This window comes from Vibrio sp. 10N.247.310.23, from assembly GCF_041467155.1.
Lineage (GTDB): Bacteria > Pseudomonadota > Gammaproteobacteria > Enterobacterales > Vibrionaceae > Vibrio > Vibrio crassostreae_C.
This window is the reverse complement of sequence record NZ_JBFSTZ010000026.1, coordinates 1-13856: the sequence shown is the minus strand read 5'-3', so window position 1 is coordinate 13856 and position 13856 is coordinate 1. Positions and strand designations below refer to the sequence as shown.

At 46.0% G+C, this 13856-nt stretch carries 14 protein-coding genes and 2 pseudogenes; 10 read left to right on the top strand and 6 right to left on the bottom strand.

Annotated elements, in window-relative coordinates:
- The first annotated feature begins 23 nt into the window (after positions 1-23).
- Together AB6D93_RS18185 and AB6D93_RS18180 are read left to right on the top strand one after the other, a co-directional pair.
- Positions 24-506, top strand: coding sequence for a methylated-DNA--[protein]-cysteine S-methyltransferase (locus AB6D93_RS18185; RefSeq protein WP_017061521.1), 483 nt, complete (start codon positions 24-26; stop codon positions 504-506).
- A 171-nt stretch (positions 507-677) separates the two neighbouring features.
- Positions 678-1064, top strand: coding sequence for a hypothetical protein (locus AB6D93_RS18180; RefSeq protein WP_102332295.1), 387 nt, complete (start codon positions 678-680; stop codon positions 1062-1064).
- Here the strand turns inward: AB6D93_RS18180 and nhaD are convergent.
- Positions 1061-2500, bottom strand: coding sequence for a sodium:proton antiporter NhaD (gene nhaD / locus AB6D93_RS18175; RefSeq protein WP_102332294.1), 1440 nt, complete (start codon positions 2498-2500; stop codon positions 1061-1063). The two genes, AB6D93_RS18180 and nhaD, sit on opposite strands and share 4 nt — an antisense overlap.
- Positions 2501-2609: 109 nt before the next feature.
- On the opposite strand from nhaD, the pseudogene AB6D93_RS18170 reads away from it, so the two are divergent.
- From AB6D93_RS18170 to AB6D93_RS18160, 3 genes and pseudogenes are all read left to right on the top strand, one after another.
- Positions 2610-2836: pseudogene (locus AB6D93_RS18170) on the top strand (YjiH family protein); the annotation flags it as partial.
- A gap of 780 nt (positions 2837-3616) precedes the next feature.
- Entirely contained in the window at positions 3617-4003 is a 387-nt protein-coding gene (locus tag AB6D93_RS18165) for an MAPEG family protein (protein ID WP_004732742.1), read from the top strand.
- 8 nt (positions 4004-4011) lie between these two features.
- Positions 4012-4542 carry a hypothetical protein gene (locus AB6D93_RS18160; protein ID WP_017094217.1) on the top strand — a complete coding sequence of 177 codons (531 nt, stop codon included), beginning with the start codon at positions 4012-4014 and terminating at the stop codon, positions 4540-4542.
- Positions 4543-4575: 33 nt separating this feature from the next.
- Here AB6D93_RS18160 and AB6D93_RS18155 read toward each other — a convergent pair whose 3' ends face one another.
- Positions 4576-5211 (bottom strand): START domain-containing protein, encoded by a 636-nt coding sequence (locus AB6D93_RS18155; RefSeq protein ID WP_017065073.1) that lies wholly within the window; start codon positions 5209-5211, stop codon positions 4576-4578.
- Positions 5212-5260: 49 nt separating this feature from the next.
- On the opposite strand from AB6D93_RS18155, the gene AB6D93_RS18150 reads away from it, so the two are divergent.
- The gene (locus AB6D93_RS18150) at positions 5261-5383 is read left to right on the top strand and encodes a hypothetical protein (protein WP_017061529.1); all 123 of its coding nucleotides are present in this window, start codon (positions 5261-5263) and stop codon (positions 5381-5383) included.
- On the opposite strand, the gene AB6D93_RS18145 is transcribed toward AB6D93_RS18150, so the two are convergent.
- Positions 5380-5856, bottom strand: a complete 477-nt coding sequence (locus AB6D93_RS18145) for a YHS domain-containing (seleno)protein (RefSeq protein ID WP_017067245.1) — start codon at positions 5854-5856, stop codon at positions 5380-5382. The two genes, AB6D93_RS18150 and AB6D93_RS18145, sit on opposite strands and share 4 nt — an antisense overlap.
- 110 nt (positions 5857-5966) lie before the next feature.
- Between AB6D93_RS18145 and AB6D93_RS18140 the strand changes: the two are divergent.
- A pseudogene (locus AB6D93_RS18140) lies at positions 5967-6421 on the top strand (helix-turn-helix domain-containing protein).
- A gap of 230 nt (positions 6422-6651) precedes the next feature.
- Positions 6652-7530, top strand: a complete 879-nt coding sequence (locus AB6D93_RS18135; RefSeq protein WP_102332293.1) for a 6-carboxytetrahydropterin synthase — start codon at positions 6652-6654, stop codon at positions 7528-7530.
- 116 nt (positions 7531-7646) lie between these two features.
- Here AB6D93_RS18135 and AB6D93_RS18130 read toward each other — a convergent pair whose 3' ends face one another.
- Entirely contained in the window at positions 7647-8687 is a 1041-nt protein-coding gene (locus tag AB6D93_RS18130) for an acyltransferase (protein ID WP_102332292.1), read from the bottom strand.
- Positions 8688-8810: 123 nt separating this feature from the next.
- Positions 8811-9767: an AEC family transporter gene (locus tag AB6D93_RS18125; RefSeq protein WP_017065068.1), complete on the bottom strand. Its 957-nt coding sequence runs from the start codon at positions 9765-9767 to the stop codon at positions 8811-8813.
- Between the two features lie 160 nt (positions 9768-9927).
- Between AB6D93_RS18125 and AB6D93_RS18120 the strand changes: the two genes are divergently transcribed.
- Positions 9928-10521, top strand: coding sequence for a TetR/AcrR family transcriptional regulator (locus AB6D93_RS18120; protein ID WP_102332291.1), 594 nt, complete (start codon positions 9928-9930; stop codon positions 10519-10521).
- 193 nt (positions 10522-10714) lie between these two features.
- A complete protein-coding gene (locus AB6D93_RS18115; RefSeq protein WP_029221922.1) occupies positions 10715-11563 on the top strand; it encodes an alpha/beta hydrolase in 849 nt (282 codons plus the stop codon).
- 144 nt (positions 11564-11707) lie between these two features.
- Here the strand turns inward: AB6D93_RS18115 and AB6D93_RS18110 are convergent.
- Positions 11708-13856, bottom strand: a 2149-nt coding sequence (locus tag AB6D93_RS18110; protein WP_372159183.1) for a glycosyl hydrolase family 18 protein, incomplete at its 5' end; no start/stop codon positions are given.

The window sequence follows — 13856 nt, the reverse complement described above, 5'->3', positions numbered from 1 at the left end:
GGAATACTAAGCTAGGAGATATCATGGACAACCGTTTTACTTACTATGAGAGCCCATTGGGAACCGTGACGTTACAGGCGAACGATGAAGGCTTGCTCGGCCTTTGGTTCGAGACACATACCACCAAGCCGGAACCGTTGGGTGTTCAAGATGATAGCTTTCCGATCTTTGCATTGGCTATCGAGCAGCTTAATCGCTATTTCTCGGGCGAAGCTATTCAGTTTTCTGTGCCGATTGCAGCCAAGGGCACGCCATTTCAGCAGTCGGTTTGGCAGGCGCTGACGACCATTCCTTATGGAGAGACTTGGAGCTATGCACAACTGGCCGATGCGATAGGCAATCCGAAAGCCGTTCGTGCTGTGGGTTTGGCGAATGGCAAAAATCCGGTTTCAGTGATTGTGCCGTGTCACCGTGTGATTGGTAAAAACGGCAAACTGACGGGTTATGCAGGTGGCGTAGAACGTAAACAGCACTTATTGGTGATAGAGGGAAGAGAGCAAGACTAGCAAGCGATTTAGCCATGAGCCTGTCGAGATGCTGGCTGAATATCTCGTACTACTTAATGGTGAAGGCGAGTGGTTCTTAAAATATGACTTTGCATTAAAATCAACGCTTTCTGGGAAATATCAATTTGGTTGCATATTCTTTGACTATGTTCTCTAGGCAAGGATGCCCAAATGAATAGCCATCATTCACTTATACTCTGCTGCAGTAGCGCACTATTGCTGACGGGCTGTTTAACCGACACCAGTCGACCCTTCGAAGTACCACAACTTGCTCTGTTCAAAGGTATGTATGAGAACGCAGATAATGACAGTTATCTACTTTTTGAATCCGGGCAAGTGACTTATCAAACAACGGATAATTCCGTTACTCGAACCTATCGTGTTGATGATGACTTGATCACCATTGAGTTCAATTCTGGAAGCAGTCGAACTGACTCTAGACTAGTGATGCGCATTCAACAACAGGGCGAGATGCTAACTTGCAACCAATGCCCAGCGATACAATTGAGTAACGTCTGGACACTTATTGAGAAGCCTTTGAAAGACAGTTCGAATTAGAAAAGATCTCCATTCAGCCATAGGTGAGCGGCGATACTGACGGCATAGCCAATCAAGATCACTGGCATCCATTTTAGGTGTCCAAAGAAGGTGTATTTTCCATGCGCCGCCCCCATCAATGCCACACCTGCTGCACTGCCTATAGATAGCAAGCTACCACCGACACCTGCGGTTAAGGTGATCAGTAGCCAGTTGCCCATCGACATTTGGGGTTCCATGGATAACACGGCAAACATCACCGGAATGTTATCGACAATAGCCGATAAGATCCCCACCATGACGTTGGCCCAAATTGGATCCCATTGGCTATACATCACGCCCGAGGCTAATTCCAAGTATCCAAGTAAACTCAAGCCACCGACACACATTACGACGCCGTAGAAGAACAGCAACGTGTCCCATTCGGCATGCGAAACTCTTCGAAATACATCGAATGGCACAACAGAACCGAGTCGTTTCAGGGCGCCTTCATCGTTATTGGCGATCGCCACCGCTTTTTTCTTCGCGAGTGAGTTGGGTAAAGTCTTACGTAAGTAATAACCAAAGAACTGCAGGTAGGCGAGTCCCATCATCATCCCCATCACAGGAGGGAAGTGGAGTACGGCATGGAAAGCAACCGCGGTCGCTATTGTCATGATGAACAAGAATACGATTCGTCTTGCACCACGTTTTAATTCAACGTGTTGATGAACCGTGTCGGGCTGAGTCGTAGGTACAAAATAAGACATGATCAACGCAGGGACGAGGTAATTCATCACCGAAGGGATAAACAAAGGAATGAACTCACTAAAACTCACATAACCAGCCTGCCACACCATTAGCGTTGTGATGTCACCGAATGGACTGAACGCGCCGCCAGCATTGGCGGCTATCACGATATTCACACAAGCGAGATTAACGAATTTAGGGTTAGAGCCTGCAACCTTGAGAACAACGGCACACATCAATAGAGCTGTCGTAAGGTTGTCGGCAATAGGCGAGATAAAGAAGGCCAGAATACCGGTTATCCAGAACAGAGAGCGGAAATTGAAGCCTTTGCCTACCATCCACGCTTGCAGCGCATCAAACAGTCTTCTCTCTTCCATGGCGCTAATGTATGTCATGGCGACGAGCAGAAAGAGTAATAGCTCGGCGTATTCCAGAAGGTTGTGTTCGAGCGCTTGTTTGGCGACTTCAACAAGGTTGTGTTCTTGGTAGGTAAAACCAATGATTATCCAGATCAGGCCCGCTGCAAGTAGAACCGGCTTGGATTTTCGGAGTTTTAGGTATTCTTCCATCATCACCACGATGTAGGCGACAACGAAAATAGTCAGCGATAGGTAGCCAGCAAATGAACTGGTTAGCTTAAGTGGCTCTCCCAACTGAGAAGTGGCAGCGCCTGCTACCGTAGAAAAAAATAATAAAGAGAGAACAGCAGAAAGCTGGATACCTAACATGGATTACGCTCCGAAGTTAATAAGTTATTAACACGGGTAAAAGCGTAGACCTAAATAACCATGTGCAGTGTGATAGATATCTTAATAATTCAATAGATTATAGTGAAAAAGAAAGACGGTGGCGAAAGTATTAGCTTTGATGGATACTCCTGGCAACTCAGGCTTAGCATTGATTGCGTCGCTTCAAAGTACTGATGCTGGCGCGGGGCGATCGTTAACTTCTTCTCTTCAGGTACAGTACTGTTCACCCTTCCAGTTATGGATGGTTCTTTGGCGGTAACTTCGTCAATTGGCCTAGCGGTTGCTGTGATGTTTATCTTCAAGTTTGTTGGTGCAATACATGGGACGTATCATGGGACCAATTGGTATTGAAGGTCGCTATATTCCAGTGATGATCGCGATTTCAGTATTGAATGCGTTTGGTGCGATGTTCTTGATGAATATTATTCTATAACTTTTGTAGAATGACAGTTCTCGAAACTTTTTAGGGTTTATGGTAAATGAATTGCCAATGAGACTTTTCAAACGCTAAAAAAAAAGGAAACCCCGTTTGGCTTTCACCAAACGGGGTCTATTCTTTTCGTAGCCATCCTGCTACTGCGCGTTACTTATCTTTCAATAGGTAACTGGTGCTCCCTGCATCGTTCCTTGACTTGGCTAAATCCTTTAACCTATCCAATTCATCGCCTTCCTAGCGGTGTCCTTGCTAACTCATCATCCTGACAAGCGACTCTATCCTAGAGCAAAACTTCCTTGCTGATAACTCATCCTAAGTCATCAAATCTTCATCCTGAAGATACCTAATCCGTTAGGCTTTTTCCTGTTCCTGCCAACTCCCTGTCGACATGTGTATTAAACACTGCAGAGGCTTTACTCACAATCCACCTCAAGAAATAAATGTACTCACTAACCGAAAGAAATATGCGTGGATTCATACAAAACAAGGGGTTGGGTTTGTATTTTAGGAATTTTCTGCGAAGCTTGATTGTGATCTCTTACGTTCGGTGTGAGAGATCTCTTACAAGTGCTCGGGCGTGATTATTATTTTATCTTGGCGGTTAATGTCGAAAAGATAGAAAAGAACACTGAGTTAAGACAAAACAATAGGGAAATATGATGGTTACAGCACTTTACGCAGCTCTGCTGACGGTAGTAATGATTTGGTTGGCGATTGAAGTTATTAAGCAAAGACGAATCAATCTTGTTGCTCATGCCGATGGCGGTGTTGAGTCGTTACAGATAGCACGTTCGGCACAAAGTAACGCGATGGATTACATCCCAATCACGGTGATTTTGATGGGGTTGCTAGAGATGAATGGGGCTGGTGTGTGGCTTATTCATGTCATTGGTGTGGCGTTTATTCTGGGGCGAGTGATTCACGCTAAAGGGATCTTAGCGAAGAATTTCAAAGGCAGAAAAGTGGGTATGGTGTTAACGCTTATCTGCATGATCTCTTTGATTGTCCTAAACTTAGCTTACCTACCTTTTGATAAAATGTTCTAGGGAGCATTATGGCATTGCGCCTTCCTCCTGCTTGGGCGATTGTCCTTGCAGGGCTAATACTCAACATCATGGCGATTGTCATGTCGAGCTTGGTGTTGGACAAAATTGAAGCGGAGAAATCGGAATACAACGATCGTAAATACGGTAATGTGTACTCTATACAACTGTCCTGGAATACGATCGAAACCTTAGAGCGTAAGCGTGAAGCGATTCTGATTCACCTTGATAAGCTATCCCCAGAAATCGCTCAACCTGCCACAGTTCTTGATGAAGCGCTTCGCGGACAACTTCGGAGTTGGGTGAGTGACGAGGTGCCGGCCATCTCGTTGGCTAATTTACCTAAGCTTATGATGCTGATAAACAATGCCCAAGAATCGCAACGATCACGAATTGATGACTACTATTTGGATAATCTAACTTTGGTTGAGTTGATCCAAAGGCTTGATGAGAAAATGGCTTTCTATAAGAACATCGCCCTGTTTCTTCAGGTGTTTGGTTTAGCGCTTATCTTAGCTCGCGACCTAGCAAGAAGACCTTAGTCTTTAACCTTATTTACCTATTTACTTGTACCGCTAACGAGACTCACTTGGCAGGTTGGGGTGCTGCTGGCCTTGGTATTTTGGTAGCTGTTCTTTCAGCCCCTTAAACGTGCTCAGCGCACTGCCTATCGATAACTTATTCATCAACCAATTGGGCAAGATGCCACCTGCGTTCGCATATGCGGTGTAGGTGATGTAAGTATTGCCATTAGTGAGCGGTTGCAGCGTCCAAAGTGCGTCCACATCGTAAATTCGAATATACCCCGATTCTTTCGCCAAATAGTTAGACGCATCCTTTATCGACAAGACAAACTGCCCATCCTCGATGCTGTACTTTGAGTAGGTCACCATATCGCGATCTCTAGCAGGCCAAGGCGCTTTGAATTGGGTATAGACGATGTTTTCTGCCTCAGATATCTGCATCAAGACACGGCTTTGCGACACATTGTCTATCCAGTTTGGCACGTTCTCGCTGTCTTCCAATAACAGTAAAAAACCGGAGTAAGTGGTGGGCGTTTGCATCTGTGCTCGTATTTCGACCAAGCCTTCGCTGTGTGGCCTTTTATCAATCATGATGCCATCTTCACTTTTGACGAACTGCCATGGGTTGGCATAAGTCAGTGTCGATAGGGCGCAGAGGCCGAGTACCAAAATCTTAGGTAATGTCATTATTCTTCCATAAAAAGAAAAGCTTATCTGCTAGGAGTATAGAATAGAAATGGACTTAGTAGGTGTTGCCAATCGCTTTGGGTTGGCCTCTTTGGGGAAAATCCCAATGAAAACGGAAGCGTTCGGTCGCTTCCGTTTTATTCTTGGGCAATGGATAAGCGCTGTAGGCTAGAGCTTATAGGCTTCTACGGTTTTGATGGTTGTCCAGTTGCTGTTGGCGTCTTGGATGAACTCTTGTGTATTCTCCAGCCAGCGTTTCTGAACCGATTTGTCTAAGTTCAGATACAACTTTCCATCTTCCACCTTCCAAGCGAGAGGGTCGGTTTCAAACTTCTTACCCATGGCTACTCCAAACGCGCAGTAACCGCCATATTGAGGGGCATAGGCTTCTGGATTGGCTCGAAATTCATCTCTGTTTTCACTGCTCGCAAAGTTATAGATCGCATTCTTATAGGTCGCTGTGAACTCAGATGTGCCTTTTACTGGACCTTCATTGGCAAAGTAAGCGACAGGATCATAGCCTTTAATTGCGAGGTTATTGCTGTCGACACTCATATCAAGGTCTGCTGCCATTAACGAAAAGCTGGTGCCTAGTAACGCGGCCATTAGAGTGATTTTTTGACTGGTCGATTTCATGTGTGACATATCAAGTTCCTTGTCAGTGTTGGTTATCTTGTTTGAAATAATTTAGCCCACTCGTCCGGTCTATAGAGGGACAAAAGAACTAAAAACTAAGCGAATCGTTCGGAGGATGCATGGATCTGCTTTCACAACTAATGGAACACTTCTCGATACGCACTGGCGTTTTCTATTCTGGAAACCTGTGTGGAGTATCGTCATTTAACGCGCAACAAGGTAAAGAGGGCCACCTTCATGTATTGAGCGCGGGGGAGTTGAGCTTGTCTAGCGCTCACACGGAACACAGGCATTTGTCGCAGCCTTGCATTGTTTATTTGCCGAAATGGCGTCACTGGCCGCGATGTCTCGCACTCAGTTTATTGAAGCATTCAAGCGCGAGGTGGGCGAAACTCCGGGTGATTATGTCCAAAAGTGGCGTGTGTCTGTGGCTCAGTCTTTGCTGTTACAAAACAAGCCCATCAATTGGGTGGCGGACGAAGTGGGGTACAACAGTTATTCTGGATTCTCGCGTGCTTTTCAGCATGTCGCGGGAATGTCGCCACGTTTATGGCTAAAGCAAAATGTGTCGTAAAGCGCTGGCCATCCCTACCTGCAATATGGCTATTGGCATCAGGCTGGCCTATGTTTTAGCGGAAATTGAGCGTAGTTTGTTCATTTCTCGAATGACGGTGTAAAAAGGTGGACTTTATTAGCTCGTTGTAACATCCTGCCCGTCCTATTTTATCAGACATCAATGAGACGAAGTGCCTGCTGAGCATTATTCAGCCTCCCGTATCTCATTAAAGTATTAAGGAGTTCAACTTGAACCTATTTGTAAGAGACCTTACCGTTATCGATTCTTCATACATCTGTGAACACAGAGGGGTCGTAGGAGATAGTTGGATTTTAGATGTCACCATGTCTGGTGAACTTAATGAAATGAGCATGGTGCTGGATTTTAGCAAGGTCAAAAAGCAGATCAAACACCTCGTTGATGAGCACGTTGATCACCGTTTGCTACTGCCAATGCAAAGCGCTGCAATTGTTCTTCAAGCGAGCAAAGCGGGCTACTCTAAGGTTGATGTGTTGCGTGGTGACAAGAGTCTTCATTTACATTGCCCTGATGAAGCATATTGCCTGATTGATGCAGAAGCGATCACCATCGAGAGTGTGACCGCACATGTTTATCATATTCTGCGTGATAACCTACCAAGTAACGTCACCGGGTTAGAGATCACCCTACGTCATGAGAACATTAATGGCGCGTTCTACCACTATACCCATGGTTTGAAAAAGCATGATGGCAACTGTCAACGTATTGCGCATGGTCACCGTTCTCCAGTCGAAATCGTGGTTGATGGTCAGCGTGACGAGCAACGCGAACAAGCATTTGCTCAGCGTTGGGAAGACATCTATTTAGGCTCTAAAGAAGACCAAGTTTCAGTTTCATCACTTAACCTGAGTGAACACGCGAAAAGTGTTAATGATGAAAGTCACTATGGCTTTCGCTACACCGCACCTCAAGGCGAATTTGAGCTAGCGATTGCTAAGAGTGAAACAGATATCTTGCCGACGGATACCACGGTGGAATTACTTGCGGGCTATATTGCGGATCAAGTTGAGCCTAGCCTAGCAGAGAGCCAATCACTACAAATCGTCGCTTATGAAGGTGTTGGCAAGGGCGCAATGGCGTTCCGATAACACTTCAACGAGTGATACAGTCTCGCTACTGACATGATGAAATAAAGGCAAGATAATCCGTTATCTTGCCTTTATTTTTTGTTGCTCTTTAAAACTGATTTAGCGGATAGTTTTAGCTAGCGAAGTAGCACGCGTCGCAGTGGCGTTTTCTCGATTCCAACAACCAACCCGAAGCTCAACAATACGGTGCCAAAAAATACCGTAATGTCTTTTGCCAATTCCGTAATGCCTAAAACGCCACAGATATTGAACAGCACGATAATGATCAGCAGATGGCAAACGTAGATACCTAGCATGCGATTTGAAATGGCACGAACCCAAGCGTAATCACCGATGTTTGGATTAGCCAAAAGCCACATGAACACGCTCATCCCCCATAGTGCCGTGCCAAACAAGAAATCATTCATGTTGAATCCGACGTCGAACGTGGTGAGCCATGCCGCCTCAGCAAAGTGAATCAACATGCCTAACGCTAATAACCCCAACGCTTTAGTTGATGACACCTTCCATTGATTCTGACGAATAAGGAAACCTAAGGTCACCATTAACGTGCCAAAGAACGGACCATTACGCGTGAAGAAGGGTGCATCCAACCCGGTTAGCGTTGCGTAGCTTCCTGCCAAAACACCATAGCCATAGAGTGCAATAGCGATCGGTAATAGCAGTTTGTTGAGTTTCAATTCAATCAATAAAGCGATGATCAACACTGCGCAAACAAGGGCTGGAATGAACCACAAATGCACCAGACCGCCCTCTAAGAATGAGTTAAGAGGAGTGCTCATTAAGAAACCCCAATAGCCTTCACGTTCACCTAGATAGCCAAACTCTTCTACCTTCGCGAGATTGAATGGCATCGCTAAGCAAATGATGCTCCATGCCAACCAAACCTTAAGCAGCGGTTTAGAGTAGTTCAGGACGGTTTCCCATGGCGATGCAGCCAACTTGGGCTGAATAAGGTAACCAGAAATCAGGAAGAACAGAGGTACCGCAAAACGAGCGGCTTGGTTGAGCACATAACCGATCCAAGGCACTTCATCTATTTGCCAATAAGTGAGTGCCATTTGGCCGTGTAAACCAATGATCGCCAAGATAGCAATCACTCGGCCTAACTCGATACTGGCGATGTGTTGTGAAGGCGTATGTTGAACGGAAGACATATCAGATCTCTTAGTAAAATTTTTACGAAATCTAGCAGCCTTTATGCCCAACCAGTTAGTCCTAAATCAAGGCTTATGACCTTTATTTCAGGGCTTGTGTCGGTTTTTTGAAGCCTGTCGCAGCTATATTAAACCCATTGCGGTGAGTGCAAAAATACCTAGTGTGCAAGTGATAAGAGAAACAACGGTCGTGAGAGCGATGATGTTAGCCGCCAGGGTTGAATTTCCTCCCATTGCACGAGCCATAACATAGCTTGCCGCTGCCGTTGGTGCAGCACTCATCAAGAAGATAAGCCCGAGATCGAGCCCTTCAAACCCCAAGTACCCAGCTGCCAATGTAATCAGTAACGGTGAGGCAATTAACTTGTAGCTAGAGGCGAACCACGTCGACAACTTTTCTTGTTTGAGCGAGCTAATATCCAGCGACCCGCCAGTACAGAGCAGGGCCAAAGGTAATGTCATATTGGCAAAGTATTGCCCAGCGTCAGCCACCATTTTTGGAATCGGAATTGAAAGCGCATAGAAGACGACCGCTAAGAAAATAGCGATGATCAACGGGTTTTTGGTGATGGACTTGACGATGACTTTAATGGCTTTCGCGCCGGTGTCTTTGCCTTTGGGTGTCAGTGCAATCACAGCTTGAATGTTATACAGCACGGTTAGGGATGCGACATAGATAGCCGCCAATGCCACACCTTGGTTGCCATAGATATTAGCCACATAGGCGAGGCCGATGATCGCGGTATTAGCGCGGAATCCACCTTGGACAATCACACCTTGATCTTTCGAACCTTTAAATACTAATTTGGTTGAGAAAATCGTGAACAAGAAAAAGATAAAATTTGCGATGACGCCAAACGCCACTAACGCGCTACTGGCTGAAAAATTGTGATTTGATTGAACAATACTAAGAAATAGCATTGCTGGTAAGGTGACTTGAAATACGACCTTAGATGCGACATCAATGAAATTGTCATTGATTAAGCCGATTCGCTTGAGCATCACACCGAGAAACAGCATTAAACAGATAGGGCCTGTTACTGACGCCGAAAACGCAAACTGTTCCCAAAGTGTGTTCATTCTTTTTCCTTTGTTAGTCGATTTCAATTTCCTTTGAATACTGTCGCATTTTTCCACAATTCTTTGATAATACAAAATGAATACCAAGGGTTAAGTAAAAAACTTGAAAAAAAGTACGAACGTGCTAAAAATAAAGCATCAGATTTATTATTGGTGAATAATGAGCAAAGGAAAGATAACTAAAGAGTATATTTTGAGCCATGCATTTGCACTTGCGAGTGAGAATGGTCTTGAGAGTTTGACGATTGGCGAATTAGCCAAGCAGTGTAGTATGTCTAAGAGTGGATTGTTTGCGCATTTCAACTCTAAAGAGAACCTGCAACTCTCTGTACTCGAATATTCCAACGCCATATTCACTGAAAGAGTCATCATTCCTGCGAGAGAGTTGGGTGATGGTGATATTGAAGCGAAATTGAAGCAGCTGCTCGATAACTGGCTGGGCTGGAACCACTCGTTCCAAGGCAGCTGCATGTTTATTGATGCTTGGAAAGATGCAGGCAGCGAAACCTCTGTGATTCAGAAGGCACTGCAGAAAACCATTTCAGTGTGGATTGATTACTTGACGATTCAGGTAGCAAAAGCGGTGGAGAGCAAACAATTCAGAGCCGATTTAGACCCGAAACAGGCAACCTTCGAGTTGTACGGTCTCTATTTAAGTGCGAACTTGTTCTACTCATTACGAGGCCAACAAGCGAGCCACACTCATTTTTGGAGTGGTGTCGAGCGCTTGGTAGCCAGTTGGAAAGCGGTTTAATACATACAACAGGTTAACTCGCAAATCATGTGAGTCTTGCTGAAGTAAGGTTTACAACAAAATTTTAGAGAAGTGGTGGTAAGCGATGATAAATCGCAGTAGCGCCATTTTTTATATCAAAAAATAGCACGGTCGTTCGATTTTTAGGGCCGAGCTCGATCCGCCAATAATGATGGCGATACAAGGAACGGTCATGAGTGACAAAATCTATTTCAATACATCGAACAAATTTAGCTTCAAGCGCAGCTTAATTGGCGCAACAACCAATTTGCACTACATTTTAGCGCCGAGCCACGCAAAGAAAACGGCACGTAAACTGCTGCTCACTCCGATGCGTACCGAGCAAAAAAATGCGGATCCACAAGGGCTTATCAAGAGTGAAATCGAAGGTCGTGATGGCGTTATCAAAACGTATTCTTTGGGTACTGGTCCAGTTTGGGTGCTTACCCACGGTTGGTCAGGCACCGCGAGTCAGTTCTTTCCTTTAATGGAACACATCGCTGCTAAAGGCTTTACTGCAATGGCTTACGACCATCCTGCTCATGGTGGCAGCGATGGCGTGCATGGTCATATCCCAGCGTTTGTGAATGGTTTAGAAGCTGTTCTAGATTCGGTGGGTGAAGTGGCAGGTTTGGTCGGTCACAGCATGGGTACCGCTTCTGCGTTGGAGTGTAAGCACGTTAAATTGGAAAACAAGCCGCTGTTGCTTATCGCACCTGTGTTGGATTACCTCGAAAATCTATTTGGCAGCGTGGCTCGTTCAGGTTACTCAATGAAGTTGTTTGAGGCGGTCGTGGGTGAAGTGGAAGAGCAGTTTAACTATCCAATTCAGTCTGTTGATCCATATGGAAAGCTAGCGCTTCGTGAGTCTCAGACGATCATTGTTCATGATGAGCAAGACAAGTTTACTAAGTTTGATGTGTCTCAGCGTGCTGCTAATGAAATGGGTCGCGTTACCTTGATTGCGACTCAAGGACAGGGTCACGGGCGAGTAATGAAGTGTCCACAAGTATTCGAGAGCTTTGATAACTTAATTGGCTAAGCACAACGAGCGCAAGTCAGTAGAACGCCAGTAAAAAGATCGTAAGCTCAAAGCTAAGAAAACAAACATTAAAAAGGCCAACCAGACATTATCTGGTTGGCCTTGCTTTTAGGTGCTTAGTTGGTGTTTAGCTCAATCCTATTTTTAGTTAGCACAGCTTGCTGGGCCGATCTCTTTCCACACGCCCCATTGGCCTGTCGTTGTTGGATCTTCACCGGTTGTCCACCATTTCGCTTCCCAAACCTTACCGCCTTGAGTCACTTGGTCGCCACCAGTGTAAACCGCGCCTGAATCCCAAGCGTTAGTACACGTACCGCCGCCTGTGGTTTTCTTAAGAACTTTCACTGAAGTAGCTGCTACCGATGTCTCTGTGCCATCGCTGACCGTTACAGAGAAGTTCAGCGTTGTATCTTGCGTGTATTCCGCCGCGACAAAGCTCACTGAAGCACCTTGAACCGTTGCATCGATACCAGCAGGTACATCCCACGTGAAGGTCAATGTGTCTTGGTCTGAATCGCTTGAAGCCGAAGCATCAACCACGACTACATCACCTGCATTCACTTCAGCCGGAGCCGTAACCACTGCTACTGGTGCTGTGTTTACTGGGCCTGTATCTTTAGGGCTTACTGTTACAACAACGGTGTCAGTAGAAGTAGCACCTTCGTTGTCCGTTACCGTTAGGCTGAAGGTTAGTGTTTCTTGCTGAGCGACTTCAACAACATCGAAGCTCGCAACCGCAGCATTAGCGTTCGCCAGTGTTACTGCTGTACCGCCGACTTGAGACCAAGCGTAGCTCGCGATTGTACCGTCGCTGTCTTTTGAAGCGCTGCCATCTAGAGAAACAGAAGCTGGGCCTTCAACCGATTGGTCTGTACCTGCAGCTGCCGTTGGTTTGCGGTTGACAGGATCAGTTGTACCGCCCGCTAGGCCTTCATGCATTGCATTCAGGATGTCGCCGTTATCTGCATCAATTTCCCAAGAGAATAGACCCGCAAGGCCAAGGCTACGAACGTACGCGCCTTTTGCTTTTACAGAGCGATCATCATCAAATGTGATTAGCTGACCTGAAGTGCGGTTCCAAACGTAAGGCGCTTCTGCCATTTCGTCATAGCCATATTCGAAGCCGTTGATGCCTTGGTTATTCGCGCCAAGCATGTTTGCTTTAATGCCTTTGTAATCAATAACGCCATCTTCCCATACGCCTTGCGCAGAGCTGCCTTTCAGTTTGCCGTTACCAACGCCTGTCATAGGGTCGCTCGGATCGGTGAGTGATGATGGTAATACGCCTTCCCAACCACGACCGTACATCGCTGTACCAACCACAAGCTTGTTCGCTGGAACACCTTGCTCAAGCAACAGTTGGATGCCGTTGTCTGTGGTGTAAGCTGGGCCTGTGTATTGTTCGCCATTTTCATCAAGGCCTGTGCCATCACATTGACCAGGACGCATGAAGTTACCGCAGTTTAGTGCTGTTTGGTGACCTAACACGTTGTTCCAACCGCCGTAGAAGTCGTAAGTCATTGCGAAGATGTAATCCATGTATTGGATAGCATCGCCGTAGTTCACGTCTTCAATCTTATCGTGACCAACACCGATCGCAGAAGTGAGCTCGTAAGTACGACCGTTTTCCGCTTCTAGCTCATCTAGCATCACGCGAAGTTCTGCCATCAGTGCAATGTAAGCTGGGCCGTCATTTACAGGATCACCAAGGTCTGGAGCAGCACCGCCACCACCAGGGAATTCCCAATCGATATCCACACCGTCGTAGAATTTCCATGTGTTAAGGAATTTCTTAACAGACGCTACAAAGGTGTCACGGTTGGCTTTAGTTGTGAAATCAAAGAACGGGTCAGACAGCGTCCAGCCACCAATCGATGGGATGATCTTCAAATCAGGATTACGCTGTTTGAGCGCCATCATCATTGCGTAGTTACCCTTGATCGGTGAGCTGTATTCGTGTCCCGCTTGAGGGAAGCTTTTCTGGAAAGCCGCCCAAGGGTCATGAATCACCACTTCGTAATCGTTAACACCCTGACAAGCTGTCATGAGTGCGTTGTAGCTGTTACCGCCTACTGATTTAACTGATTCGTTCGGACCACAAATTGGGATGAAGCCATAAAGGATATGGGTTAAGTTGTCAGCGGGTAGGTTATCAACGGTGTAATCACGGCCGTAAATACCCCACTCTACAAAGTAAGTACCGACTACCGTATTTGGATCTGTGTTGTATGACTTGTTGTTCGGATCCACATTCATCGCAAGTGGCGCTAAGTGTGAGCCATCGGTATCAGCG